This is a genomic window from Lewinella sp. (assembly GCF_050633125.1).
Lineage (GTDB): Bacteria > Bacteroidota > Bacteroidia > Chitinophagales > Saprospiraceae > Lewinella.
On the sequence record NZ_JBOEFX010000053.1, the window covers coordinates 20,440 to 45,971 of the forward strand.

Sequence of the window (25,532 nt, forward strand, 5' to 3'; positions counted from 1 at the left end):
ATGGCAAAGACTTTAATAACCGGTGGAGCCGGATTCATTGGCTCTCATTTAATTCACCTGCTCGTCAACAAGTACCCCGGAGAGCAGTTTGTGAATCTTGATGCCTTGACTTATGCAGGCAACCCAGAGAACCTGAAAGCCATTGAAGATGCTCCCAACTATCGTTTCGTCAAAGGTGACATTACTGACTTTGCTTTTCTTGAGCAACTCTTTGCAGAGCATCAATTTACCGGCGTGATCCACTTGGCCGCAGAGTCTCATGTTGATCGTTCAATAGCCAATCCCATGGCTTTTATCATGACCAATGTGGTGGGTACGGTAAACTTGCTAAATGCTGCTAAAAACAGTTGGCAAAGTGATTATTCCGGAAAACGTTTTTACCACGTTTCTACAGATGAAGTCTATGGTTCCTTAGGGGCCGAAGGCCTATTTACAGAAGAAACCGCCTATGATCCTCGCTCGCCCTATTCCGCCTCCAAAGCTAGCTCTGATCACTTTGTACGAGCCTGGCAACACACCTATGGCTTACCGGTAGTGATTTCAAATTGTTCAAATAATTATGGCCCTTACCAGTTTCCTGAAAAACTCCTGCCGTTGATGATCAATAACATCCGTCACGAGAAGCCACTACCAGTCTACGGTGATGGCTCCAATGTTCGTGATTGGCTCTGGGTAGAAGACCATGCTGCAGCTATTGACCTCATTTTCCGGGAAGGAAGAGAAGGAGAAACTTATAATATCGGAGGTAACAATGAGTGTTCTAACCTTGGTTTAGTACACCAATTGTGTGATGTTGTTGATGACCTTCTTGGCCGTGCTCCAGGCAGTTCACGCAAGCTAATTACTTTCGTAAAAGACCGCCCCGGCCATGATCAGCGATACGCTATTGATGCATCAAAAATCAAAGCAGAACTTGGTTGGGAACCGACTATTGGTGTAGAAGAAGGCCTGCAACGAACGGCCAAGTGGTACCTAAATAATACCGAGTGGCTGGAAAGAGTTACCTCAGGTGCTTACCGGGAATATTATGCCCAACAATACCAATAGCCTCTATGAGAATTCATACCACCGGGTTGTTTGCCCTTCTTTTTTTAGTTTCTTTTTCATGCAGGCAATCATCAACTCCTGACCCAACCACGGTAGCTGCCACAAAAGGCGAGTACCATCAAGCTGTCATTGAAATTCCTGCCGGTACTAATCATAAAATTGAATACGATTACGCCAGTAAGCAGTTTCTTAATGATCAATTGGAGGGCAAAGACCGGGTCATCAATTTCCTCCCCTACCCAGGTAACTATGGCTTTATCCCCAATACCCTAATGGACAAAGAACGAGGGGGCGACGGAGATGCTTTGGATATTCTGGTCCTTGGTGAATCCGTTCCAACAGGAACTATCATGGAGGTAATCCCCATCGGTGCATTGATGCTTCGTGATCGTCAGGAAATAGATACCAAAATTATCGCCATTCCTGCTGATCCTCAACAGCAAGTCATCAAAGCGGACGATTTTATGACATTTGCTTTGCGCTACGATGCTGCCCGTAGAATTATTGAAGACTGGTTTCAAAATTACAAAGGAGCTGAAGGGGTAGAAATTGTGCGTTGGGAAGACGAACAATACGCAATACAGGAAGTTAAAAAGTGGGAAAAAGAATAAGCGTTTATTATATTATTTTTATTAACTGATCGCAACTGGTTGGCCATCTACATCAATAAAGTAATGACAATGTAAAAGGGATTTCAACCATACTCCCTTCTATATCGTTACTGTATACGATTGATTTGACTCTACCATGACAGAAACACCCGTAAAGGAGCAGAAACGACCAGATTGCCCGCTTATGCGAAAACATAAAGCTGTTCTATCCCCTGTTTCGAATTCTTTTTCCTTACTCAATAATTCCTTGGATATCATCACGCTTCCTTCCGGCTGGCAGATAAATACTTTCACTTCACTTACAGAAGGAAAGACTTACTGGGAACAGCTTTCCGGCTCGGATGATTTTTTCCTATCTGGAGATTTTTTTAGTCTGATAGACGAAATTGATCTTAAAGGAGTAACTACAGGCTTTGCTATTTTTGAACATCCAAACCACAATTGTTTTGGTCTGGTTCTTCAATCGTTCTCCTTCAATCCGGAAGAACAAATGGGCAAGCTTGACCAAAATGATCAATACGGTCGATTTCAGCGCCTTGCGAAACGCGCCAAAGATGTTCTAGCTAAAACGCTACGGTTCCGTATTCTTTCCCTCGGACAATTGTTACTTACAGGAAATCATGGTATACGGGGTGATTACGAACTATCAACGAGCGAACTGACAACGCTACTTGCAGAAGGTAGTGAAGCCATTGCCCGTATTTGGCCCGAGCATATCCATGGGATCATGATCAAAGATTTGCCCCTGGATCAACATCCTGAAGCTCATGCTTATCATCCATTACCGGTACAACCCAACATGGTACTACATTTAGACCCAAATTGGTCTAAATTCAACGATTACCTGGATGCTATGAGCTCTAAATACCGGGTACGAGCACGTCGTGCCAGAAAGAAAGGTGATGAGTTGATTAGAAGAAAACTTAGCCTGGAGGAAATCAAAGAAAGACAAGCAGAAATGCATCGAATGTATTGCATTATTGCAGAACAGTCGGATTTCAATGCTGTTGTTCTTCCTCCTCATTACTTCACCAGTTGGCAAGAACAGTTTCCTGACAAATTTAAAGTCTGGGGTTATTTTCTGGGGGAAGAATTCATCGGATTTTCAACGGCTGTTTACAACGGCAAAGAGTTGGAAGCTCACTTCTTAGGCTTCGAAGCTGATTATAACCGGAGCCATCAGTTGTACCTCAACATGCTTTATGATTTGGTACAAGAGGCAATTATAGCAGGAAGCAAGGAATTGATTTTCTCTCGTACCGCACTAGAGATAAAAAGCTCGGTTGGCGCGGTGGCGGAAGATTTGTATTGCTGGATGCGGGCGCGGTATACCCTGGTTAATCCGCTGGTGCCTATTGTTGCTAAATTTATTGCTCCACTCCCTGAGTGGGAGCCCAGGCACCCATTTAAAGATTAAGCTGTAAAGAAGAACATCAGCCCACCCTCTGTTGCACATTGAGGGGCCCATTTGTATAAATACGTTTATACATTTACGCGAACTGACAAGTTGACTATCTAATCGTTGTTATTGAATCCTGGCTATTACTTCCATCTACATTCCCTCAACTTACTACCTTCCAGTTCTTCTATTATTTTCGTTCTCCGTAGAATCAGGATGAGACACTGGGCTGCTGCCGCCATCACGGAAGCTTTCCTTTTTTGCTACCAATTTTTGATTGGCAGTACCTTCTACGATCGGCTTGGTTGGAGTAATATCTAAATGGCTGGGCGTTTTTTCTATAGCACTTGATGATTGATCATCTATAATGATTTGTAGTTCTTCCAGTTCAAGCGGTATTTGCTGTTGTGCCAACACGCTGGGCTGCCCCTGCTCTGACAGCCACATGAATACTACCGACAACCCTAGCAATAGCGCCAATCCAGCAGCAATACTAAGTGGCCGAACCAATTGTCGAACTCCGCGCGGATGGGCAACAGTTGGTCGCTTAGAAGCAATCCTACCTTCGATGCGGGCCCAAGCCTCTGGCGAAGGTGACTGTTCTAATTCATCTGATTTTTCCCTAAAGAGGTCAAAGATATCCTTCTTTGCCATGGTGTTGTTGTTTATAAAGTGCTGTTCTGACAATCTTATCCAGCGGTATCTTTCATACGATCGCGTACGCCGGGGTAATTGACATTCAGTAATGATTCTTGTAAACGTTTCTTCGCTAAAATCAACTGTGATTTGGATGTATTGATACTAATCCCCAGTTCTTCGGCAATCTCACGGTGCTTAAATCCTTCTATCACATACAGGTTGAAAACGGTACGGTAACCTGTAGGCAACTGGTCTAGCAAGTATAAAATATCCTGGGCTGCCAACTCCGCTACTACGTTCTGATCAGATCTAAGGTCAAAATATTCTTTGATTTCATATGCATTGCGTAAAGCGTGTTTCTTACGTAAAAACATCAAAGATTCATTGACCATAATCCTCCTGACCCAACCTTCAAAGCTACCTTTTCCGGTATACTGTTCCAGATTTTGGAATACCTTACAGAAACCTTCTACCAGCACATCTTCCGCATCTTCCGCACGGGATAGATACCTGCGACAAACCCCCAACATTTTCGGCGAAAAAGTTTCGTACAAACGACGTTGTGCCAGAGGGTCTTGCTTTTGACAAGCTGATATGAGTTCTTGTTCTGTCACCTGGTAGTGTGATTAATTTCCGAAAACAAGATGCAACATTTTCAATGAATGGTGTTTTGTTTTCCGAATAAAGTGATTCTTTGACAATTTTTATGCTAAAGTCTGTGGTTTTGATATAAATATCAAGATAATATTGGCTTAGAAATCGGTTTTCCGAAGAGGGTTGTCCTAAAAAAACTAGCCTTTGACTGATGGAAAACCTATTTTTGCAGCTTTATTTTTCTCAAAATACTAAAAATGATCCAGGAAGATAACCGTTACCTCCTGCCGTCGGGCATTGATCCACTAGCATTGGCCACAGAATATGGCTGTCCTCTTTATATTTATGACAGTTCAGTCATTAAACGCCAGTATGATCGCATCACTAAAGCCTTTGAAGTAAAACGGTTAAAGATCAATTACGCTTGTAAAGCCAATACTAATCTGAGTATTATGCGACTTTTGCAAGGCTGGGGAAGTGGCCTTGATACTGTTTCTGTCCAAGAAGTAGAACTAGGTTTGCAGGCCGGCTTTAAGTCAGAAGATATTATCTATACGCCCAATTGCGTGTCTTTGGAAGAGATTGCAGAAGCTGTAGGCTTGGGCGTAAGAATCAATATCGATAATATTTCAATCCTGGAACAATTTGGCCACCAGTTTCCAGATGTTCCCGTTTGTATCCGAATCAACCCACACATCATGGCTGGCGGGAATTCTAAGATTTCCGTTGGACATATTGACTCTAAATTTGGAATCTCAATCCACCAGTTACCTCATGTTTTAAAGGTCGTTTCTACCCTTAAGCTCAAGGTCGAAGGTATCCATATGCACACAGGATCGGATATCTTAAATGCAGCGTCTTTTTTACAAGCAGCTGAGATTTTGCTTAACTGTGCAAAAGAGTTCCCTGATTTAGACTACGTAGACTTTGGCAGTGGGTTCCGGGTTCCCTACAAGCCCGGTGGTATTGCTACCGACATTGAAGATTTTGGTGAGCAGCTCAGCGAGCGATTCAACGAATTTTGTTCCAACTATGGCAGAGAACTGATGCTGATGTTCGAACCTGGAAAATTTCTTGTCAGTGAATCTGGCTATTTCCTTGCGAGGTGCAATGTTGTAAAAACGACTCCAGCGACTGCCTTTGTAGGTGTTGACTCCGGGTTAAACCACCTGATTCGTCCCATGATGTACGATGCCTACCATCACATAACCAACCTGAGTAACCCCGAAGGGAAGAAGCGTATCTATACCGTAGTAGGTTACATCTGTGAAACAGATACTTTTGGTGCCAACCGCCAACTTAGTGAAGTACGGGAAGGCGATGTCATTTGTCTGCACAATGCAGGAGCATACTGTTTCTCCATGGCGTCAAATTACAACAGTCGTTATCGTCCAGCCGAAATTTTGGTACACGAAGGCAAGGCTTATTTGGTTCGCAAACGAGAAACAATGGAAGATATCCGCCGCAATCAGGTCGATGTGTTTGCCGCGGTAGAGGCGATTTAAAAGACCTCCTTTCGGTCAAATTAAGCGCTTGAAAAAATTGTCAACAAAATAAACAGGTCTGGCTGCTATTGTGGTCAGGCCTTTTTTAATCCAAATTCAGAAACAATCTTTTCCACAACCTCCGGAGGAGACAGTAAAGAATTATCTATTTTCAAATAATGAGCATTAGGAAACGGGTTTTCTTCGGCTGACATCTGGTATTTTTCTTCCATCTTCAGCAAATTCTCCTCGGAAAACTCTAAGTCCCGTTTACTTGGCTTGTGTTTCAAACGGTTAGCCGTAGGGTTTCGATTTAGGCGTACTTTCAATGGAGCATACAAATCCACCAAGTGGAGTTCCCAACCATGTTCAGAAAAGGTATCAAGGACTTTCCCTACCTCTTCAACGTCTCTTAGCAAATCATAGGCGACTACTATTGTAAAAATAAAACCGTCCAAGTTTTCACTCTTGGCAGCCGTATCAAATACCAGCTGCCTAATTCCTGAGTTGATTGCTTTAAACTCCGGTGTCCCCCAACGAAACATATCTAGGGTCAATTCAATAGAATGATGGTTATGAAAAAGCGGGTAGCCCAGCTGTTTAGACAGCTCCTGCCCTACCGTCATCTTTCCTACTGCCGGAGGGCCAGTTAATAGAATTAGGTTCATATTGGCTTCTTTTCAGGAATCAACACATGGTTGTTCTACAATAGTTCCTTACTCACTCCGCCTCTTCCCTGTGGACCGTTCCCGGAGCGAAGGCTGGTATACAAATGGCAAGATATTCGCACGCCTCCTCGAAAGGATTGGCATATTGGATACGGGTGTTCTTGTTGATCTTAATGGACTGCCCCGCCTCAAGAATCACTATTTCTCCGGCTATATTGAATTGCTTTTTCCCACGAATGACATAAGTGTATTCATCAAACTCAGGTGTCTGAAAAGGCTCACTCCACCCGGGTGGTGCAACCATGTGAGCTATACTCAGGTGTGATTCCCCTGTAGAGGCTAATCCAAAATGTTCTTCGATCAATTTCCCATCGGTTGTGGGAACAATGAAGGGAGAGCTTTGGAGGGTGTATGGTTTGGACATTAGTCATTTTTTTTAAAAAAAAACAGCGCATTTTTTGTTTGTTAATCTACGTTTTTCTACTAAAAATTGCAAGCTTTTTGAGTGCACTCAAAATAGTGTATTTTATACACGAACATTCTTTTCCCTGCTTAAACCCAGTGTTTACGCATGATTGAAAAAAAATTATAAAAAACATTCAAAAAGGGTTTCGGGCTTTAGAAAAAAAACCTCACTTTTGTAGTCCTCCTAAGGTAGGAGCAAAGAGAAAGATACCACTCTTACACACAACTCACAAGCATCGGCTCACTTCAGGAGACCGGTCTTGACTCTACTTACAACTTACTGATACTCAGTTTTTTACCTCCAGCAGGCCACAGTATTTTTTAATTGCCTAAACGGCTATTAACTATTGAGTATTATGCAAATGGACTACTCCTCCGTATGGGATAAGTGTCTCTTTACGATTCGGCAGCACGTTAACAATCAGAGTTTCAAAACCTGGTTCGAACCGATACGTCCTGTCAACCTTCGTGAGACTTCACTTACCATTCAAGTTCCCAATCGTTTTTTCTACGAGTGGCTGGAGGAGCATTATGTGGGCTTATTGAAAATGACGATTCGCAAAGAACTTGGGGAGAACGCCCAACTGCTCTATCAAATCGTAAACGGTAGCCGGGAAGCCAAGGGCAGAATAAACCGACAGGAACAAACGGGCACCGTTGCCAGAAGTCCACAGCAAGAGCCACCTCGTCAGGGTTATGCCCCTGGTCAAGTAGACACCGGCAACATCAAAAACCCTTTCATTATTCCAGGGATCAAGAAACCTAAAATTGATCCTCAGCTTAACGACAAATACACTTTCAATACTTTCATTGAAGGGGATTGTAACCAATTGGCACGATCTGCAGGGCTGGCTATTGCTGATCGCCCAGGTAAGAACTCTTTTAACCCCTTGATTATTTATGGCGATGTTGGTTTGGGTAAAACCCATTTGGCTCAGGCTATTGGTCACCGGGTGCTAGAACTCCATGAAGGTAAATCCGTTTTGTATGTTGCTACGGATAAGTTTACCCAACAGATTATTCAGTCCATTAAAAACAATGCAGTCAACGACCTGATTAACTTCTATCAGTTTGTAGACGTACTGATTGTTGATGATATCCAGTTTTTGGCTAATAAGCATAAGATGCAGGAGATTTTCTTCAACATCTTCAACCAGCTGCACCAAAACGGTAAACAAATCATCCTTACCTCCGACCGCCCTCCGAAAGACATGAACGGCATCGAGGAACGCCTAATCTCCCGCTTTAAGTGGGGCCTCACAGCCGATCTCCAAGCGCCTGATTTGGAGACTCGGATGGCTATTTTATTATCTAAATCAAATTATGAAGGCGTTGATATTCCACAAAACGTAACGGAATTCATCTGCTACCATATTAAGAATAACATTAGGGAGCTGGAAGGTGCCTTGATTTCTCTCATCGCGCGATCTTCTCTTAACCAAAGAGAAATTGATGTTCCTTTAGCCAAAGAAGTGATCAAGAACTTTGTCAGTGAAATCAACCGGGAAATTACGGTAGAGTATATCCAAGAGTTGGTTGCTGGTCATTTTGAGCTGCCGGTGGAAATCCTTCAAGGGAAAACCCGCAAACGGCAAGTTGTGATCGCTCGCCAGTTGTCCATGTATCTTGCCAAGCAATTGACCGACCAGTCGCTCAAGGCTATTGGTGCCAATTTTGGGGGACGTGATCACAGCACAGTGATCTATTCTTGCAAAACCGTACAGGATTTGATGGAAACAGACGCTATATTCAAAGACACCGTCTCTGATTTACAGCGAAAGATAAAAATGTCCCTGAGTAATTAATTTCTTGGGAACTAAATATCAAGCACTTAGGTTAAACCCTCTGAAAAAAGTTATTTTTTTTACAAAAATGCTTGTCTAATAAGAGTCGGTTATATACCTTTGCATCGCTCTTGAAAGAAGGGCATGAAGTTATATATACTTTGGAGACGTGGGTGAGTGGCTGAAACCACCGGTTTGCTAAATCGACGTACCTTTAACGGGGTACCGCGGGTTCGAATCCCGCCGTCTCCGCTCAAGTCTTATCCGAATTATTCGGGGTGTGGCGCAGTCCGGTTAGCGCACCTGCTTTGGGAGCAGGGGGCCGCAGGTTCGAATCCTGCCACCCCGACAAAAGGTCAACAGTTATCATACTGTTGGCCTTTTTCTTTTTCAAGCTTTCTTATAAATTTATTCAACTTAATTTTCCAGGGGTGTGGCGCTGTCCGGTTAGCGCATCTCGCTTAAAAAGCGGGAGGGCCACAGGTTCGAGCACGAAGTACACAGAACATAGTGGAGTAATCCTGCCACCTCGACAAAAGGTCAACAGTTTATCCCCCCTTATTTTCCGGCCTTCTGAAAAATCCAAATTGATTTAACCAAGACTTATTTCCGGGCACCGGCTACCATACCGCCGTAACGGTAGAGAGAAACAATGGTGAACTTTCCTTATCTTGTTTCTAAACCCTGCTCAGAATGGTAACAAAAGAAAATCTCCTACTGCTGCTTAGTTTGCTACTGTTAGCCAGCTGCTCTGCCCCCACTCCTTCTTACGATACGCTCATCACCAATGCTATGATTTATGATGGCTCTGGCGAAACACCTTACCTAGGGTCCATCGCTATAAAAGGTGATACCATTGCTGCCTTGGGTGACATTGAAGGTACTGCCGAAAATATCCTGGATGCTCAAGGCAAAGCGCTTGCCCCTGGTTTCATCAATGTGCTCAGTTGGGCCAATGTCTCGCTCATAGAGGATGGTCGCTCTCTAAGTGACCTCAAGCAGGGCGTCACGCTAGAAGTAATGGGAGAAGGCCGCTCAATGGGGCCTTTGAATGATGACATGAAAGCGGAAATGAAAGCTGATCAGAGCGACATCAAATACGACATCAACTGGACCACATTGGGTGAATACTTACAATTCATGGAGCGCAAAGGTGTTTCTACCAACATCACTTCCTTCGTAGGTAATGGCACCCTTCGCCAACACGTCATTGGCTATGAAAACCGGCCTGCAAGTCCAGCAGAAATGGAAGCCATGAAAAAGCTTTTGGCAACAGCCATGAAAGAAGGAGCCGTGGGCTTATCTTCTTCCCTACTCTATGCCCCCAGCCGGTATGCAGATACCCAGGAACTCATCGAATTGGCGAAGGTGGCTGCCGAATACGGCGGCATTTACATCTCCCATATTCGCGACGAAGGAGACCAATTACTGGAATCCGTAGAAGAACTCATCACTATTGCCCGTGAGGCCAATATCCCCGCAGAAATCTATCACCTCAAAGCGTCTGGGCAACACAATTGGCACAAACTTGACAGTGTTTTTCTGATGATAGAAGCCGCTCGCGAGGAAGGCCTCCAAATCACCGCTGATATGTACACCTATCCTGCCAGCTCCACTGGATTGCACACCCAACTACCGGAATGGGTCAGAGAAGGTGGTGTGGATGCAGCCCTGGAAAGGCTTGCCGACCCAGCACAGCGGGCTAAGGTGTTACAGGATATCCATTTCTTCCATCCTCCACAAAATATCTTACTGGTAGGGTTTAAAAACCCTGATCTCCGGCAGTACCAAGGCAAGCGTCTCAACGAAGTAGCAGAGGAGTGGGGCAAAAGCGCGGAAGAAACGATGATCGATTTAATGGTTCAGGATCAGAGCCGTATTCAGGTGGTCTACTTCTCCATGTCGGAGGAAAATATTCGTAAAAAGATCGTCCAGCCGTGGATGAGCTTCTGCTCTGATGCTGGCTCCTACGCGGCAGAAGGCATTTTTCTGGCATCCAGCACTCACCCACGGGCCTATGGCTCTTTCATCCGGGTATTAGGGAAGTATAGTCGTGATGAAGGACTGTTCCCACTAGAAGAAGGTATTCGTAGATTGAGTGCTCTCCCCGCTGAAAATTTGCATCTGGATCGAAGAGGAAAAATCCTCCCCGGCTACTTTGCAGACCTAGTCCTTTTTGATCCTGAAAAGACACAAGATAAAGCTACCTTCGAAGCTCCGCACCAATACGCCGAAGGTATAGAAAATGTATGGGTCAACGGTCAGCTAGTTCTACACCAAGGAGAAGCAACAGGAACCTTCCCTGGGCGTTATCTAAAAAGAAAAAGCACCAACTAAAACCATGAGAGCATTACTAAAAATTCGAGATTTACTTGAGGCTAACAAGATAGAGGAGGCTATTACTGCTATGGAGCACCACCTCGAGCTTTTCCCCAACAAGGAAGAACATCGAGAGCTGAAACAGATAAAAACGGAGTACCAAAAAGCAGAAAAAGAATTCGGCTCAGGTATACTCAATCAAGTACAGTACCAAAAACGACTTAATTGGAGCATCAGCCAGTTACTGAAAATGGTGACCCGTTTATTTCCCAAACAACAACAGCAACAGCAACAGCAAGAATACAGTCCACCTCCAATAACGACCCCTGCACCTACCTCCCCACCAAAATCAAAAGGAGGCATTTTCAACAAAGTCATAGATGTTTTTAAAGACCTCTTGCCAGGCAACCCCATGAGTTCAGCTCCTGAATCTAGTGCTCCCATCCCCCAAAGAACAGGAACACCAAAAAACGCTGAAGTAAGTAACGAAACACCTCCTTTTGAGTTTCCAGAAGAAGAAGAGGAGGAAATGATGAGTGCTGGCGCTCCACCTCCTGCTCCACCAGCGGCACCTTCTCCGGCACCGGTTCCTGCTCCTGCTCCAACGCCTGAAGTATCCTCCCCTTTCCAAAAAGGTAAAATTCTTTACGCTATTCCTGATCAGATGGCCATATCTACCCCCAGCCGCTGTCGGGTGAGGATTGCTCCGGAACAAATCAGTAACGACGAATTACTCGCAGGACTTAAACCGGAGGAACGCGAAACAGCATCGAAAGAATCTATCAAGATCACCTCTGTCATGAAAGTCGCACTGGTGGAGGCTCAAGAGGGCGACAACTTCGACATTATACCCCGCAATAATGAAGAGCAGCCCATCCTTCCTTTCATGCCTACAGAGTGGAGCTTTGACATAACACCACACCGCCCGGGCCATTACGCGCTTCTTTTGCGCGTGACCGCCAAAGTTCAAGTGCCTGGATATGGAGAACGCCCTTTTGATGTGGCTGTGCTTGACCGGGCCATTCAAGTAAATACAGATGATGCCCCAACAGCAAAAGCCACCTTTAGCGAACAACCTATTCCTGACCCCGATTGGGATAAGGAAGACGAAGAAGCTGTAAGGCACGCGCTCCTCCACGGGCGGGTAGACTTGGCCATCGAACGCATCGTCAACTTTGTACAAGACAAGGATACTGACTTTCGTGACACCCTTCTATTGCTGCAATTCCGCTGGAATGACAACAGCAATCAGCTACAAAACAAATTGATCTCTGCCGCAGATTGGGATCGGGTAAACAACCAGGTTCGGCACGCCATTACCCAACTGCTCGCTGAACTTAAAGAGCATTATGCGCCAGAGGTAGCTGTTGCTAACCTCGACTGGCGTTCGAATGAAAAGTTGCTCCTTGAAAAGTTAGCGGAAGATTAGCTTCTGCTAAAACCATACTTAGTTTTTGTCCTCTCCTCCATCCTGTATAACCGGAACAGGGCTCAAATCCACTGCTGGTACAGGTGGCGGCGGCGGGTTGATCGTGGGGAATGAAATAACACCCTTGAGTGGTCGTTGCATTCTCGCCTCGGAGCGCTCGGCAGGTAGGTGTACTTGACAATTCAGTTGATAGCTCCGCATCTCTTGGTCGTTAATTCTTCCTAATGGCCAGGTTTGTACCGTTTCCAAGACCAACACATATTCATGTCGACGAGCATCTGTTATCACCTCTTTCACCTGAACCTCTAAAGGGTCAAGTTGGTTACTACCACGTAGGGCTAACTCACTAAAATAGGGTACCTCGAGAAAATCGACGGGGTTTTCATCATCAATCACTTCAAGCGGTACTTTCCATTGCAGGGCAAAACGCCGATCTTCTTTAATGGATAAATCAAACCGTCCCTCTCCTAGCTGGACTACAGGATGAGCACTGGTGGGCAATTCCTCTTTAACAGTAACAGAAAGTGCTTTCGGGCCAATCTGCTGCAAGCTTCGGATCCGGTACGACAGGGTTTGCTTTCCTGGGCGTTCTGCTAAAGGGCCCGTAAATAAAGCTGCATCTGGTTGTCCAATAATTGTAAATCGGCAGCCAAACCTGCCATCTTCCGAATATGGGCGGGCTTCCAAGCGAGGTGATTGGTTATACACTCCCGGAGAAACGCCTTCTATGACCCAACCTCCACGCGCCAGCGACGCCGGTATTCCTTCTAATTTCAAATAATGACGATGCTCAACACCTTCCGTTAGCAAAGGAAAGTCGGCATGACGCTCAAACCCTGGCTGTAGCTGTCCAAAATAGGCTATGATCGCCGCAGGGTCTGGTAAACGGACATACCATTGCTGGCGCTTGTATTGTTCGTTGAAATCAGCAAATACAATAGTTTCCCAGTCGGTACCGGAAAAACTAGCCCTACGGCTGCGTCCCCAATCCATTTGCGCGTTGGCTTTTATACCTAAAGGCGCGTTGATATTCATGCCCAGTTCATTCTCTATTCTGCGGCTCTCTTCTGCCGAAGCAGTGTGCTTAATCATTACGCCAGCAAAAGATTGCAAGTAATAAGCCTGCCCTATATACTCGGGATTTTCTTGATAAAACTCCCATAGTCGCAGCATCAAGCTGGTAGTACGGGCATCTTTGGCGCGCAGGGCTGTTTCTAATGGGCTAAGGAAGGTTCCGGCAATAGCCAACACCGTTGATTCTTTGCGATCATCGGTACTCAAAGCTGCTTTAAAAGCAGCATATGGAGGCTCTACACCTGCATCCAGGGCCGCCTTGAGGTAACCACTACAGTTTTCCGTAAGGATAAACGTATCAAACTCATCTACCGGAGATAACTCGAAAGAGGTAGTACTTCCGGGTAATTCTAAACGAAATTCCGGACGAAATCGAATCACGTTTAATGGTAAGGTTGTTTCATCTTCATTGAAAATATATTGCAGTAATCCACCACCGCTGAGGTCTGCTGCTTCAACCTTGGTACGCAAGTCTCGACTGCCCAGAAAACGACTAATATCCGCAGGAAGATAATCCCGGCTCCCGGCGGCAGTTTCAAATCCACAGTATTGATAATGTCGTTGAAAGGTTTGCTGGAGGGCACGCCCCAATGACACCCTGGAATAAACTTTCTCCGGAGGCCAACTCTCTGCCCGATGGTCATTTAATTTACTTCGGGCACGGTCTATGCGTTGCCCGGAAAGTCCTGGAGTAAAAGAAATGCCAAGTACCAAAAGCAATAAAAAGCAGCGTAATTGTCTGGAAAACATATCACTCATTTTTCTTAAGCCGAAAATAGCCAGATGACTGCTAAAACTACACTTGCTTAGTGTTTATTTTACGCAACGGTAGGAATACAAAGAGAATGGTAAGTATTGCACAAAAAATAAGTTGAACCGTCTTTGTGGTTTTCCAAATAGCCGACACGCTTAAAGTAAACTGCCTAGCCAGCTTTTTGAAAAACGATGGCTCAACTTATTTTTGTGCTGTTCCAAAAGAAATTGGCAAGAAAATAATACCTTCTCTAATAATTTTGAAACATGTTACCATTAAAAATTCTTTCGGCTGCTCAGATACGCATACTTGATCAACAAACCATTTCACTAGAGCCTATTTCTTCTTATGATTTAATGGAGAGAGCAAGCCGTACCTTTGTCCAGCAGTACCAAAAAGAATATACCGACCTGGACCAGCAAACACTCATCGTCTGCGGCCCTGGCAACAATGGTGGGGATGGTCTGGCTATAGCCAGAATGCTCTACGAAGCCAGTTATGAAGTCAGTGTATTGGTCGTTAACCTGGGGAAAAGTAGTGAAGACCAGCAAACCAATCTGAAACGGCTGCACAAAAAACGAGGGGTACCCATCCAAACTTTATCGGAAGGAGATAAACTACCTGACCTAACCAATATTGAAATCATCATCGACGGACTTTTTGGTTCCGGCCTTAACCGCCCCATATCATCTTATTGGGAGCAATTGATCACCCATCTCAATGAAAATCCTGCCAGACGTATAGCTATTGATATTCCAAGCGGGCTTTTTGCTGATTCTTCTTCAAGAGGCATAATATTCAAGGCCGATCGCACCTATACTTTCCAACTGCCAAAGCTTTCTTTTTTCGCTCCTGAAAATGCGCCTTACATAGGGCGGTGGACAGTCCTTGACATACAACTCCACCAGCAAGCGCTGGCTACCCAAACGACTGCTTACTCTTACTTCCCCATTCAGGCTGCTGCTGGCTTTTTAAAAACAAGAGGTCGCTTTGATCATAAAGGCACCTTTGGGCACAGTTTAATTATTGCGGGCAGTTATGGTAAAATTGGTGCCGCTATCCTCAGTGTACGAGCAGCACTACGGGCAGGTTGTGGCTTGGTAACTACCCATTTGCCAGTTTGTGGTTACGAAATTATGCAGATTGCTTTTCCGGAAGCTATGGTTTTAACCGATCCGCATCGGGAAGTCTTCACCACCCCTCCTGACCTCGGGGCCTATGCTGCTATAGGTATAGGGCCTGGCCTTGGGACCAACTCGCTTACCCAAGCGGCATTGCTGTCTTTACTAAAAAAAGCACAGCAACCCCTAGTACTCGATGCTGATGCACTAAACATACTGGGGGAGCATTCTGATTGGCAAACATTAATACCAAAAAATAGTATCCTAACGCCTCATCCTAAAGAATTTTCTCGCCTTTTCGGGCAAACAACTAACAGCTTTAGCAGGTGGAAACGACTACAAGAAAAAGCACAACAGCTACAATGCTACATTCTCCTCAAAGGTGGAAACACAGCTATTGCCACCCCAGAAGGCCAGTTATTCTTTTTGACGGTTGGTAACCCTGGAATGGGAACTGCTGGTGCTGGTGACGTGTTAACTGGTATTATCTGTGGTTTGCTGGCGCAAGGATACACCTCTAAAGAAGCCGCTTTATTGGGAACTTGTCTACATGGTCTGGCCGGTGATCTAGCAGCAGTTGATCAACAAATGGAAAGTATTATTGCTGAAGATATTATTCAGTACCTTGGTAAAGCTTTCGCTAAATTAAGAACCTATCATGGGTAAAAGAGAAAAAATAGTTGTCCTCACCGGAGCAGGCATCAGCGCTGAAAGTGGAATCAATACCTTCCGCGACGCCGACGGGCTATGGGAAGGGCACGATGTGATGGAGGTGGCCACACCCGAAGGTTGGCGTAAGAACAAGGAATTGGTCCTTGATTTTTATAACCAGCGGCGGCGACAATTAAAAACAGTAAGCCCCAATGCGGGGCATCTCGCACTTAAAGAGCTGGAAACAAAGTATGATGTTGTTATTGTCACTCAAAACGTAGATAACCTACATGAGCAAGCCGGCAGCACCAACATTATCCATTTACACGGAGAACTTCGAAAAGTGCGAAGCACTGGTGATGAAACCTTGATCTACGATTGGGAAGAGGATTGTGTGCTGGGTGATCGTTGTAAAAAAGGTTATCAATTGCGACCTCACATCGTTTGGTTTGGGGAAGCAGTTCCTGCATTGGAAGATGCCGTGGATGAAATTTACGGAGCACATCATATCCTTATTATAGGTACTTCTATGCAGGTTTACCCTGCTGCCGGCTTGGTAGGGTATGCTCCTCGAGATGCTAACATTTACTACATCGACCCCAAACCTAGTATTAATTACGAGTTACAACAGCGGAGTAGCCTGGAAGTCATTGCGGAGCCCGCGACCACTGGTGTTCGAAAACTAGTGGATCAGTTGCTTCTCTAACTTTCTTAAAAAGAACAAGCTCCGACAAAATTAATCGTCGGAGCCCATTCAAGTCACTTGTTTAAAGTCAGTTCTTTCTACCCGTTATGAAATAGTCTGGGTACATTGGCGCTTACGCCACTATGTCATGCCGTTTTGGTATTTCGTTGCTGTTCCTGCAATAAATTCTTTGTCGCGTCTGCATACATTTTCTGCAATTTCCGGCGAGCGAAGAAAATACGGCTCTTAATTGTACCTAATGGAGACCCCAATTCTTCTGCAATCTCATCATATTTATAGCCTTGGTAGGCCATCATGAAAGGAATTTTGAAGTCGTCAGGTAAACGATCTACCATTTCTACCAACTCCTTATAAGCAACCTGGGTTTCGCCATCATTTTCAATGGGACGCTCACCAGAGTTGATGTAGTAGTTATTCGGTGTTTGGTCGATAATTAGGTTACGACGAACTTTCTTGCGGTAGTTATTGATAAAGATATTCCGCATTATAGTAACCGCCCAAGCCTTAAAGTTAGTGCCTTGGCGATATTTATCGGCATTCGTGATAATCCGTAATGCGGTATCCTGATACAAGTCCTCCGCATCGTCGCTATTTCCCGTCAGTTTCATTGAGAAAGCCTTCAGTGAGTTACTGATGGAGTCTAATTGATCCTGTATTTGGTTCTGAATCGCGTATAGCATATCAGGGGTGATTTATATTCTGTAATTATTTTTGTCAAAAATAGCTACATTTTCAACACAATGCAAATATTTTTGACTTTTCAAGTATATTTGTACAAGAACTGTTCCATACACGACGAACTGACGCATTGTCAGCTCAAAAAATGTTAATTTCCTTAACGTTCTAAAACAAAATCAGTCCCTCCTTTGTATTTTTGGATAGGAATTGATAGTGAAACGTTTTTTTGATATTCATAGAGGTAGTTCCAACACAAATGTGCTAGTAAATGGAAACTGTTAAGCAGGACAAACAAATCAGCAGCAATTATCTTGCCGCCAACCTTCGGCTTCTACGAAAACGTAGAAAGCTAAGCCAGGAAGAGTTGGCACTACAAATAGGTCTTAATCGAGGCAATATTGCTTCTTACGAAAATGGATCAGCTGAACCCAAGATCAGCAATCTGCTACGTATGGCGGAATTTTTCGAAATCTCACTGATCGACCTTGCCCAACGAGATCTAACTGAGGAAGCGACCCTCAAGTCGCTAACGAGAATTCATGGCTTGTGCCCTCAGGAGCGGGCCAAGTTAGAAGGCCTTTTTCAAGGCGCGCTGGATTTTGATCAATTTCTCAAAGGCATATACACTTGCTATTCCTACAAATCAAAAGATTTGGAAAAAAATAGTGATGACCTTCCTCAGGTAGCTAAATTTTTACGCAGCCATTTTGAACAACTGCATGCAGCAGCCCTCAGGTTATCAGAACAGCATCTGCAATTACTGCGTATGTGCCGCACAAAAGAAGAAAAGAAGAAAGACGTATGAGTTCTATTCCGGAAGGCTTGATTCGAGGAGAGGATGGGCAACTACGCTGCTGGTGGCATGGTAGCCACAAAGATTACCTCCACTACCATGACAACGAATGGGGATACCCGGTAAAAGACGACTTCCGCCTTTTTGAAAAAATATGCCTAGAAGGGTTTCAAGCAGGGTTAAGCTGGCTGACCATTCTCCGTAAGCGAGAAAACTTCAGAGAAGCATTCCATCATTTTGATTATTCCAAAATAGCAAAAATGGGGCCAGATGATGTAGAGCGCCTCGTACAGAATGCCGGAATTATTCGGCATAGAGGAAAAATAAAGAGCACCATCAACAACGCCCAGCGCGCTATCGAACTCGTGGAAGAGAAAGGCTCCCTCGCGAATTATTTCTGGTCTTTTGAACCACCAGCGAATGAGCGGCCAAAAGCCCTGAATTACGAGACCTTACATCAACTGGCACAAACACCTGCTTCCACCGCCTTGAGCAAGGATCTTAAAAAGCGTGGCTGGCGTTTTGTTGGACCTACCACTGCCTACGCTTTCATGCAAGCAATGGGGCTCGTCAATGATCATCTGGAAGGTTGTTTCTGTAGGGCAAAGGCAGAGGCTGCGCGTGCTGATTTCAACTTATAAAGGAAAGGAGGGATTCATCGTGTGCTTTCCCTAATCGTTTACATCATTTCCACCAGTAACTCTAAGGAATAAATACTAGGGTCAATATCATCTTCTTCCAGGAACTGAGTAGGGTAAGGTAAGACCTTTAACAGGCTGACGTTCCATTCGCCGACCATGACTTCCGCTGGAGCAGTTTCAATTGGGCTGAGGCCCATTACTACTACTTCTCCATCGATCTCTACCTCGACGATCACCTCCCCAGCCCAGATGCACGCGACCGGTTCTGGGCAACGGCTTTCCGTCACCACATTCACAAAGCGAAGTTCGGGACCATCACAACCATTACAATTCGTGGTTTCATCGTATTCCAAATTGAAAGCAATACCTGCTTCGTACATTGGGCTCAAGCTTTCTGTGCTTTTCTCGCAAGCGAAAAAAGCGAAGCTGGCTAATATTAGTATCTGATAGACTTTCATAGTAAATGATTAAACATTAAAGAAAACTCTTCATTTAGGCTAAGACGTCAATAGCGGAATAAAAGGTTGGAGTATTTGTAAAAATATTTTTATCAAGACATCGACTTGATGATTTTCTTTACCAACCTGCATTTAAGCACTGAAAGAGGTGCATTTTGCAGTCAACGTCACAACATTGGGTTGAAGATTATTGTTTGTAACGTAACTTTGCCTCTTCAGCGTTTATCGAGCTTTATTCTTTGAAACGCTTAATGAATATAATAATAAAAACGGCGGACATGCGACACTTACTCTCCGGATTACTGGCCTTAACTTTATTCTGCACAGCAGCTTGTCAATCAACAGAAAAAGAGCAACAACAAGAAGGAGAATCGTCTACCCCTGTTACAAGAGTTGATACTACACCTAACCAAATAATGCACCTTGCTTTAACCGACACACTCCCCTATCCTATCGTAGAGGATTTTGACGATTTAGCGCCCATCTTTTCCCGTACTGACGATAAAATTTATGTGATCAATTTTTGGGCGACCTGGTGTGCCCCATGTGTAGAGGAACTCCCCTACTTTGAGCGCCTAGCAGAAGAAACGAATCCAGAAGAGGTAGAAATTGTGATGGTAAGCCTGGATTTTCGCCGCGATGTTCGTACTAAATTATGGAAATTCATCAAGAATCGGCCCTTCGACCTTCCTGTTATTGCGCTCACAGACAGCAAAACCAACGTTTGGATAGACAAGGTTGATCCCGAATGGGGAGGAGCTATCCCTATCACAATTGTCTATCACCAGGATAAACGATTGTTTATTGCTGAACAATTTGCTAATTATGAAGAACTGGCTACTGCCGTTCGATCTTTCCAATAATCTATAAATCATTAAAAAATGAAGATTGCAAGTTTGCTTCGTTCCCTAGCACCAATGATGGCACTCGTGGCCCTTTTTAGCTGCCAAAACGCTACTACTGAGAATACAGACGCCACAGCAACGGAATCAACCGAAGCTGTTAGCAAAACCGTTAGCCATACTACCGAAGATGCTGATATGACCGGTGTAAAGGTTGGTGATACTGCCCCTGCTTTTAATCTCAAAAACATTGACGGGAATATGTATTCCTTTGACAACATCAAGGATGCTAACGGAAATACCCCTAAAGGATATGTTGTTACGTTCACGTGTAATACCTGTCCATACGCAGTAATGTACGAAGATCGTCTCATCGACCTTCACAATACACTGTCACCTATGGGCTACCCTGTCGTTGCAATTCAGCCTAATGATCCAGAGATTAAAGAAGGCGACAACTTTGCCAATATGCAGCAGCGCGCTAAAGAAAAAGGCTTCCCTTTCCTTTATCTTATGGATGAAGGGCAGGCTATTTACCCACAATATGGTGCCAGCCGTACCCCTGAGATTTATCTTGTAGATGCCGACCTGGTTGTTCGTTACCACGGAGCAATTGACGACAATGCGCAAGATGCTGAAGCCGTTACCATTAATTACGTGGAGAAAGCAGTCGAAGCCATAAACAATGGCCAAGAGCCAAATCCAGCAGATGTAAAGGCTGTTGGTTGTAGCATCAAGACTAAGAAGATTTAGCAAAAAGTACTGAGTAGTTGGTAAAAAGTACAAGGTATTTTACTTTCCCTAAAGGAGATCATGCCTAATATATTAGCTACCTTAAAAAAAACGCTCTACCTAGCGATGCTAGGTAGAGCGTTTTTTTTGCGCTGTTGTTCCCAACAGACTAAAAGTCATTCTAATCTTCTTAAAACCAATACTACCAAGCAGTCCCGCTGGCTGAATCGGGTAAAAATAGCGCAGGCAATTGTTGTTCGCTATACAGCTTATTGAATTCTGCCATCTCATTGAAGATGATTAGATCACGCTCTTCTGCCAAGCCTTCCCATTCCGCTACCAAGTCTGCTAAGCGATCTTCTGCTCCTTGTGTTACCCGTGGATCGACACCATCGCAACGATTATGTAAATCAAGTAATTCTGCATTTAAACGATTAGGAAAATTGATAACATCTTGAAAAGTCTTCTGATCAGGTTGGATCAGTTGCCGTTCCCATATATTAATTTGATCCGTAATCCCCTTTGCTTTTGCCACTAAGCCTGACTGGGCTTCTAACTTACTCAAGCGCCCGGCGAGTATTTCCATCTGCGCTCTCAAGTCTTGCATCATCTCTACCGAACCGTGAATATCCGCAATGGTTTCTTCTATGTTGATCAATAATTCCTGCTGAGCAATGTAAGCATCACCACTAAGCTTCATACGAGGATCGGCCAGTACCTGAGCAACCTCTTCGTACTTATTATCACCAACAATCAACCGCAAAGTATAATCACCTGGAGGTACCAATGCTCCCTGATAATTTCCTAATACAAAAACATCCTCCAAGTGGCGAATGGGTTTGCGGCGTAAATCCCACTGAAAACGATGAATACCATAACCCCTCGCGAGAAGGGGTTGCTCAGAAGGTCCGCCTACATAAGCGGAATATCTCTCATCGGCTTTACTGGAGTATGACCGTATTAGTTCACCTCTATCATCTAAAATTTCCAGGATAGCCAAAGCCGTATCCATCTGTGGAGGCAGGTAATAATCAATACTCATACCTCCTGCCGGGTTTGTACCTTGCTGACTCCCACCACCGCTAGTGGTCAGTCGATAAGTATTCTTGGGGCGAAATACCTGAGGGCTTTTTGCGAGCAAGTAACCTGCGCTTTGCTGTAAAAAACTGAGGTCATCAATCATCCAAAATCCTCGCCCGGAGGTTGCCGCAATAAGATCATTGCCCTGAATAGTCAGGTCATTGATTGGACAAACTGGTAGGTTAAGCTGAAAACGATGCCAGAAACGGCCATTGCTGTAAGATATATAGATGCCTGTTTCTGTTCCCGCATAAAGAAGTCCTTCTCTCAGTGGATCTTCACGAACAACACGGGCAAAATCTTCCGGAGCAATACCTCTTGTCGTTTTCACCCAGGTTTCTCCAAAGTCATCGGTTCGGAAAATAAGTGGTGTAAAATCGTTGAAGCGGTAACGAGTGGCCACCACATAAGCCGTAGCAGGATTATGTGGAGAAACCTCGATGCTATTGATCAGGCATTCTCCTAGTTCCGGTGGAGTAACGTTTTGCCAACTCTGTCCTTCATCGCGAGTAAGATGTACTAAGCCATCATCACTACCTGCCCAAATCACCCAAGAATCATGAGGAGAGCAAGCCAGGTAACTGATCGTATTGTAATTTTCGCCACCAGCACCTTCATTGGTAAAAGGTACACCTCCTGGGCCTTGTTTTGTTTTATCGTTTCGGGTAAGATCTGGGCTAATTTCGCTCCAATTGATACCGCCATCACGTGTTCGCAGAACTTTTTGTGCAGCATGAAAGATCACCCTTGGATCTTGCGGGCTGGCCACAATAGGAGCGTTCCAATTGAAACGGTACTTCATGTCTCGTGGCAAAGTCGCCAGGCCTACTGTTGGGTAGGCCATGATATCTTTAGTTTCTCCAGTATGGTGATCAAACACAGAGATATTCCCCTGGTAGCTTCCTCCATAAACCAGCTGAGGATCACTGGGGTCGAAAGCAATAAAGGCACTTTCGCCACCGGCTACCTCGTACCAATCTTTTCCACTAATTCCTTCGCGAGGAGAACGAGTAGCAATAGCAATGGCGGAATTATCTTGTTGCCCCCCGTAAACATGGTAAAAGGGGAATCGTTGGTCGGCAATGACCCGGTAAAACTGTCCGGTAGGCTGGTTGTCTTGTGCAGACCAGCTTTTGCCACTATTAAAGCTTATACAGGCTCCGCCATCATTGGCTAAAATCATATTCGTTGGATCAGATGGATTGATCCAAAGATCATGCTGATCGCTATGAGGGTTAGGAATACTGGCAAAGGTTCTCCCTCCATCGGTAGAACGCAGCAAGGGTGCGTTAAGAACATATACGGTATGCTCATCTCGGGGATCAGCTACAATTTCGGTATAATACCAAGCTCGCCCGATGGTCAAGCGTTGGTCATTCACCTGGGTCCAGCTATCCCCTCCATCAGTGGAACGGAAGACACCGCCTTTTTCAGCTTCGATATTAGCATAAACGACCTGGGTATTGGCCGGAGAGACACAGACTCCAACTTTACCCATTTTTTCTGGGAGGCCTTGATAAAGTTTTTGCCAGTTTTCACCGCCATCTACAGAGCGAAATAACCCTGAGCCTTCTCCTCCACTACGAATTTGCCAAGGCTTACGCTCATGATCCCACATCCCCGCATACAATATACGAGGGTTTGAAGGGTCCATGCTTAAATCAGCAGCACCAGAAAAATCATTGATAAAGAAAAGATGCTCCCAGGTTTTGCCACCATCCTGAGAACGGTATATGCCACGATCTGAGGAAGGTCCGTGTGCAGCACCCTGAACAGCAACGTAAACTAAATCAGCATTTTCGGGGTGAATCTGAATATCAGCAATATGGCGGCTATTTTCCAAACCCAGATAGGTCCAGTTTTTGCCACCATCTGTAGACTTGTAAACACCATCGCCATGGGAAGTCATTACTCCACGGATAGCATGCTCGCCGGTACCAACATAAAGGACATTGGGGTCTGAAGGTGCTACACCTATAGCTCCAATAGAGCCTACGTTAAAAAAGCCATCGGAAATATTGTGCCAACTGAGGCCAGCATCAGTAGTTTTCCAGACGCCGCCGCCTGTAGCTCCCATGTAATAAACCTGAGGATTATCTATTACCCCGGCTACCGCTACGCTGCGGCCACCACGATAAGGACCAATGCCGCGCCAATGCGCACCTTGGTACACGGCCACATTGAACGGGCCGACGTTTTTTGGTGTCTCGAGCTGTGCTGTTACAATTGAGGTGGTTGCGAAAACCAGGGCCAGCAACAAGCTCGCTTTGAGCAAGTGTTTCATTCTCATAATATTGGGCATAAGCGAAAAACCGGCGATTAAAAACAGGTACTACCGAGGTAGATACTGAAATAAACTCGGCGATGATTGCAGCTTTGCACCATGTTGTAGTGGAATAAACTTCAGAAAACAATCCCGTTTTAAATTGCTTTCTGTTGTAAACTAACCACGCATAGGGGATCAAAGCTGCTAATTTACGAAAAACATCGTAACCCAGTGCTTAACCCTTGAGAAGTTGGCTTTCCAGGCAGAAAGCCTGAAAAGGACAGGACGAGCCTGTGCATATTTTATTTGGATTTTTATCTATCGCACATAGTTTACGGATTAACACGCTAAAGGTTTCATGTTATCCAAACAATACCCCTATTTGGCTGATGGATTACTAAAAAATACCTATTTAAAGTGCTAATTACTATTGAGTTAGAAAATATTTGTATTTTTATAAAGAAGTATAAAATCAACAGACAAAATATGCCAAGAATTTCTACCCTCCTCCTATTCACAATTGGTATTCTTTTCGGTACGCTAAATGCTCAGCATTCACAAGCATTAACCGGGTATATTGTGACAAAGAACAATTATCATTTAACCGGAGCTATTGGCCTTATTGAACACACCAAGTACGGAAGTATGGTAGAGTTTATTAATGATTTTGGCACTCCTTATTTTCTGCATCCTGCACTTATCAAGGGCTTTGTTTTTTTTGAAGGGCCAGCAATAAGTGCTTATGAAAGCAAATATTACAGAAACACCTGGATGTTTCTACGCCTACAGTACTCTGGTGATAATATCAGCTTACTTCAAACGCCAGAAACGCTGATCAAATACGAATGGTTTAACGGAAACCTGGTTGCCCACGACAAAAAGATTGTACAATATTGGGTAGAACTTCCCGGAGACCGAATTCTTCCACTAAAGAAGCTAGGGTTTCGTCGCCAAATGAGACGACTGATGTCTGATACAGCACCAAGACTATCCAGGCTCATTGGCAAGAAAGGCTACCGATTCAAGGATTTGTATACCATACTAGAGGCGTACGACAAAGAATGTGCAAAGGGCAAACGGCGTTTATAGCAAGAGATACTTAGGGCGCAGCGCAGCGCGCGGAGCCCGTATCAACCAAGGATGGCAGTGGTATGCCCTGCGCAGCGAGGGCATAAGAACGAACAGCCTGGCGGCCAGCACATAAGCATTGCGCAGAAAATAAAGTGCGATTTTTCTTAAGTTTTTCAAATAGTTAAAACACTTAAAATGAATCGTTTATTCAACTATTGTGAAAAAC

General features: G+C 44.5%; 22 protein-coding genes and 2 tRNA genes. 16 read left to right on the top strand and 8 right to left on the bottom strand.

The genetic code is table 11. From position 1 onward, the window contains the following. The 3 genes from rfbB (at position 1) to ACRBG0_RS12705 (ending at position 3,075) form a co-directional block, all read left to right on the top strand. Positions 1-1,047: a dTDP-glucose 4,6-dehydratase gene (gene rfbB / locus ACRBG0_RS12695; RefSeq protein ID WP_431487247.1), complete on the top strand. Its 1,047-nt coding sequence runs from the start codon at positions 1-3 to the stop codon at positions 1,045-1,047. Positions 1,048-1,052: 5 nt separating this feature from the next. Then, positions 1,053-1,658, top strand: coding sequence for an inorganic diphosphatase (locus tag ACRBG0_RS12700; RefSeq protein ID WP_431487248.1), 606 nt, complete (start codon positions 1,053-1,055; stop codon positions 1,656-1,658). 184 nt (positions 1,659-1,842) lie between these two features. Beyond that, on the top strand, positions 1,843-3,075 hold the full coding sequence (locus tag ACRBG0_RS12705; protein WP_431487249.1) for a hypothetical protein: 1,233 nt from the start codon (positions 1,843-1,845) through the stop codon (positions 3,073-3,075). A gap of 153 nt (positions 3,076-3,228) precedes the next feature. Here ACRBG0_RS12705 and ACRBG0_RS12710 read toward each other — a convergent pair whose 3' ends face one another. Together ACRBG0_RS12710 and ACRBG0_RS12715 are read right to left on the bottom strand one after the other, a co-directional pair. Continuing rightward, positions 3,229-3,711 (bottom strand): hypothetical protein, encoded by a 483-nt coding sequence (locus ACRBG0_RS12710; RefSeq protein ID WP_431487250.1) that lies wholly within the window; start codon positions 3,709-3,711, stop codon positions 3,229-3,231. Between the two features lie 35 nt (positions 3,712-3,746). After that, the gene (locus tag ACRBG0_RS12715; protein ID WP_431487251.1) at positions 3,747-4,310 is read right to left on the bottom strand and encodes an RNA polymerase sigma factor; all 564 of its coding nucleotides are present in this window, start codon (positions 4,308-4,310) and stop codon (positions 3,747-3,749) included. Between the two features lie 237 nt (positions 4,311-4,547). Here ACRBG0_RS12715 and lysA point away from each other — a divergent pair, with 237 nt between their 5' ends. Continuing rightward, on the top strand, positions 4,548-5,795 hold the full coding sequence (gene lysA, locus ACRBG0_RS12720; protein WP_431487252.1) for a diaminopimelate decarboxylase: 1,248 nt from the start codon (positions 4,548-4,550) through the stop codon (positions 5,793-5,795). A gap of 74 nt (positions 5,796-5,869) precedes the next feature. Here lysA and ACRBG0_RS12725 read toward each other — a convergent pair whose 3' ends face one another. Continuing rightward, positions 5,870-6,442: a shikimate kinase gene (locus ACRBG0_RS12725; protein ID WP_431487253.1), complete on the bottom strand. Its 573-nt coding sequence runs from the start codon at positions 6,440-6,442 to the stop codon at positions 5,870-5,872. A 52-nt stretch (positions 6,443-6,494) separates the two neighbouring features. Then, complete coding sequence (locus ACRBG0_RS12730; protein WP_431487254.1) at positions 6,495-6,866, bottom strand: cupin domain-containing protein; 372 nt, start codon at positions 6,864-6,866, stop codon at positions 6,495-6,497. A 397-nt stretch (positions 6,867-7,263) separates the two neighbouring features. On the opposite strand from ACRBG0_RS12730, the gene dnaA reads away from it, so the two are divergent. The 5 genes from dnaA (at position 7,264) to ACRBG0_RS12755 (ending at position 12,439) form a co-directional block, all read left to right on the top strand. Beyond that, on the top strand, positions 7,264-8,712 hold the full coding sequence (dnaA, locus tag ACRBG0_RS12735; protein ID WP_431487255.1) for a chromosomal replication initiator protein DnaA: 1,449 nt from the start codon (positions 7,264-7,266) through the stop codon (positions 8,710-8,712). Between the two features lie 142 nt (positions 8,713-8,854). Then, positions 8,855-8,943, top strand: a tRNA-Ser gene (locus tag ACRBG0_RS12740). A gap of 22 nt (positions 8,944-8,965) precedes the next feature. Beyond that, a tRNA-Pro gene (locus tag ACRBG0_RS12745) sits at positions 8,966-9,040 on the top strand. Positions 9,041-9,384: 344 nt separating this feature from the next. Next, complete coding sequence (locus ACRBG0_RS12750) at positions 9,385-11,028, top strand: N-acyl-D-amino-acid deacylase family protein (protein WP_431487256.1); 1,644 nt, start codon at positions 9,385-9,387, stop codon at positions 11,026-11,028. 4 nt (positions 11,029-11,032) lie between these two features. Next, the gene (locus ACRBG0_RS12755; RefSeq protein ID WP_431487257.1) at positions 11,033-12,439 is read left to right on the top strand and encodes a hypothetical protein; all 1,407 of its coding nucleotides are present in this window, start codon (positions 11,033-11,035) and stop codon (positions 12,437-12,439) included. Positions 12,440-12,457: 18 nt separating this feature from the next. Here the strand turns inward: ACRBG0_RS12755 and ACRBG0_RS12760 are convergent, their stop codons facing one another. Next, complete coding sequence (locus ACRBG0_RS12760; RefSeq protein WP_431487258.1) at positions 12,458-14,263, bottom strand: hypothetical protein; 1,806 nt, start codon at positions 14,261-14,263, stop codon at positions 12,458-12,460. Between the two features lie 270 nt (positions 14,264-14,533). Here ACRBG0_RS12760 and ACRBG0_RS12765 point away from each other — a divergent pair, with 270 nt between their 5' ends. Together ACRBG0_RS12765 and ACRBG0_RS12770 are read left to right on the top strand one after the other, a co-directional pair. Continuing rightward, positions 14,534-16,054, top strand: coding sequence for an NAD(P)H-hydrate dehydratase (locus tag ACRBG0_RS12765; RefSeq protein WP_431487259.1), 1,521 nt, complete (start codon positions 14,534-14,536; stop codon positions 16,052-16,054). Next, on the top strand, positions 16,047-16,745 hold the full coding sequence (locus tag ACRBG0_RS12770; RefSeq protein ID WP_431487260.1) for an SIR2 family NAD-dependent protein deacylase: 699 nt from the start codon (positions 16,047-16,049) through the stop codon (positions 16,743-16,745). The genes ACRBG0_RS12765 and ACRBG0_RS12770 overlap by 8 nt, the downstream gene beginning before the upstream one ends. Positions 16,746-16,870: 125 nt before the next feature. Here ACRBG0_RS12770 and ACRBG0_RS12775 read toward each other — a convergent pair whose 3' ends face one another. Continuing rightward, positions 16,871-17,425, bottom strand: coding sequence for an RNA polymerase sigma factor (locus ACRBG0_RS12775; RefSeq protein WP_020539089.1), 555 nt, complete (start codon positions 17,423-17,425; stop codon positions 16,871-16,873). 266 nt (positions 17,426-17,691) lie between these two features. On the opposite strand from ACRBG0_RS12775, the gene ACRBG0_RS12780 reads away from it, so the two are divergent. Together ACRBG0_RS12780 and ACRBG0_RS12785 are read left to right on the top strand one after the other, a co-directional pair. After that, complete coding sequence (locus ACRBG0_RS12780; RefSeq protein WP_431487261.1) at positions 17,692-18,228, top strand: helix-turn-helix transcriptional regulator; 537 nt, start codon at positions 17,692-17,694, stop codon at positions 18,226-18,228. After that, positions 18,225-18,857: a DNA-3-methyladenine glycosylase I gene (locus ACRBG0_RS12785; RefSeq protein WP_431487262.1), complete on the top strand. Its 633-nt coding sequence runs from the start codon at positions 18,225-18,227 to the stop codon at positions 18,855-18,857. Before ACRBG0_RS12780 ends, ACRBG0_RS12785 begins: the two co-directional genes overlap by 4 nt. Positions 18,858-18,895: 38 nt before the next feature. On the opposite strand, the gene ACRBG0_RS12790 is transcribed toward ACRBG0_RS12785, so the two are convergent. Beyond that, the gene (locus tag ACRBG0_RS12790; protein WP_431487263.1) at positions 18,896-19,315 is read right to left on the bottom strand and encodes a hypothetical protein; all 420 of its coding nucleotides are present in this window, start codon (positions 19,313-19,315) and stop codon (positions 18,896-18,898) included. 278 nt (positions 19,316-19,593) lie between these two features. Between ACRBG0_RS12790 and ACRBG0_RS12795 the strand changes: the two genes are divergently transcribed. Both ACRBG0_RS12795 and ACRBG0_RS12800 read left to right on the top strand, forming a co-directional pair. Further along, entirely contained in the window at positions 19,594-20,178 is a 585-nt protein-coding gene (locus tag ACRBG0_RS12795) for a TlpA disulfide reductase family protein (protein ID WP_431487264.1), read from the top strand. An 18-nt stretch (positions 20,179-20,196) separates the two neighbouring features. Next, positions 20,197-20,910 (top strand): thioredoxin family protein, encoded by a 714-nt coding sequence (locus tag ACRBG0_RS12800; RefSeq protein ID WP_431487265.1) that lies wholly within the window; start codon positions 20,197-20,199, stop codon positions 20,908-20,910. A 181-nt stretch (positions 20,911-21,091) separates the two neighbouring features. Here the strand turns inward: ACRBG0_RS12800 and ACRBG0_RS12805 are convergent, their stop codons facing one another. After that, a complete protein-coding gene (locus ACRBG0_RS12805) occupies positions 21,092-24,253 on the bottom strand; it encodes a WD40/YVTN/BNR-like repeat-containing protein (RefSeq protein WP_431487266.1) in 3,162 nt (1,053 codons plus the stop codon). 468 nt (positions 24,254-24,721) lie between these two features. Between ACRBG0_RS12805 and ACRBG0_RS12810 the strand changes: the two genes are divergently transcribed. Continuing rightward, positions 24,722-25,324 carry a hypothetical protein gene (locus tag ACRBG0_RS12810; protein WP_431487267.1) on the top strand — a complete coding sequence of 201 codons (603 nt, stop codon included), beginning with the start codon at positions 24,722-24,724 and terminating at the stop codon, positions 25,322-25,324. The last annotated feature ends 208 nt before the right edge of the window (positions 25,325-25,532 follow it).

Bases quoted from the DNA above. Each gene is read 5' to 3' on its own strand.
- rfbB (WP_431487247.1), top strand. From the start codon at position 1: ATGGCAAAGACTTTAATAACCGGTGGAGCCGGATTCATTGGCTCTCAT.
- ACRBG0_RS12700 (WP_431487248.1), top strand. From the start codon at position 1,053: ATGAGAATTCATACCACCGGGTTGTTTGCCCTTCTTTTTTTAGTTTCT.
- ACRBG0_RS12705 (WP_431487249.1), top strand. From the start codon at position 1,843: ATGCGAAAACATAAAGCTGTTCTATCCCCTGTTTCGAATTCTTTTTCC.
- ACRBG0_RS12710 (WP_431487250.1), bottom strand. From the start codon at position 3,711: ATGGCAAAGAAGGATATCTTTGACCTCTTTAGGGAAAAATCAGATGAA.
- lysA (WP_431487252.1), top strand. From the start codon at position 4,548: ATGATCCAGGAAGATAACCGTTACCTCCTGCCGTCGGGCATTGATCCA.
- ACRBG0_RS12725 (WP_431487253.1), bottom strand. From the start codon at position 6,442: ATGAACCTAATTCTATTAACTGGCCCTCCGGCAGTAGGAAAGATGACG.
- ACRBG0_RS12730 (WP_431487254.1), bottom strand. From the start codon at position 6,866: ATGTCCAAACCATACACCCTCCAAAGCTCTCCCTTCATTGTTCCCACA.
- dnaA (WP_431487255.1), top strand. From the start codon at position 7,264: ATGCAAATGGACTACTCCTCCGTATGGGATAAGTGTCTCTTTACGATT.
- ACRBG0_RS12750 (WP_431487256.1), top strand. From the start codon at position 9,385: ATGGTAACAAAAGAAAATCTCCTACTGCTGCTTAGTTTGCTACTGTTA.
- ACRBG0_RS12755 (WP_431487257.1), top strand. From the start codon at position 11,033: ATGAGAGCATTACTAAAAATTCGAGATTTACTTGAGGCTAACAAGATA.
- ACRBG0_RS12760 (WP_431487258.1), bottom strand. From the start codon at position 14,263: ATGTTTTCCAGACAATTACGCTGCTTTTTATTGCTTTTGGTACTTGGC.
- ACRBG0_RS12765 (WP_431487259.1), top strand. From the start codon at position 14,534: ATGTTACCATTAAAAATTCTTTCGGCTGCTCAGATACGCATACTTGAT.
- ACRBG0_RS12770 (WP_431487260.1), top strand. From the start codon at position 16,047: ATGGGTAAAAGAGAAAAAATAGTTGTCCTCACCGGAGCAGGCATCAGC.
- ACRBG0_RS12775 (WP_020539089.1), bottom strand. From the start codon at position 17,425: ATGCTATACGCGATTCAGAACCAAATACAGGATCAATTAGACTCCATC.
- ACRBG0_RS12780 (WP_431487261.1), top strand. From the start codon at position 17,692: ATGGAAACTGTTAAGCAGGACAAACAAATCAGCAGCAATTATCTTGCC.
- ACRBG0_RS12785 (WP_431487262.1), top strand. From the start codon at position 18,225: ATGAGTTCTATTCCGGAAGGCTTGATTCGAGGAGAGGATGGGCAACTA.
- ACRBG0_RS12790 (WP_431487263.1), bottom strand. From the start codon at position 19,315: ATGAAAGTCTATCAGATACTAATATTAGCCAGCTTCGCTTTTTTCGCT.
- ACRBG0_RS12795 (WP_431487264.1), top strand. From the start codon at position 19,594: ATGCGACACTTACTCTCCGGATTACTGGCCTTAACTTTATTCTGCACA.
- ACRBG0_RS12800 (WP_431487265.1), top strand. From the start codon at position 20,197: ATGAAGATTGCAAGTTTGCTTCGTTCCCTAGCACCAATGATGGCACTC.
- ACRBG0_RS12805 (WP_431487266.1), bottom strand. From the start codon at position 24,253: ATGAAACACTTGCTCAAAGCGAGCTTGTTGCTGGCCCTGGTTTTCGCA.
- ACRBG0_RS12810 (WP_431487267.1), top strand. From the start codon at position 24,722: ATGCCAAGAATTTCTACCCTCCTCCTATTCACAATTGGTATTCTTTTC.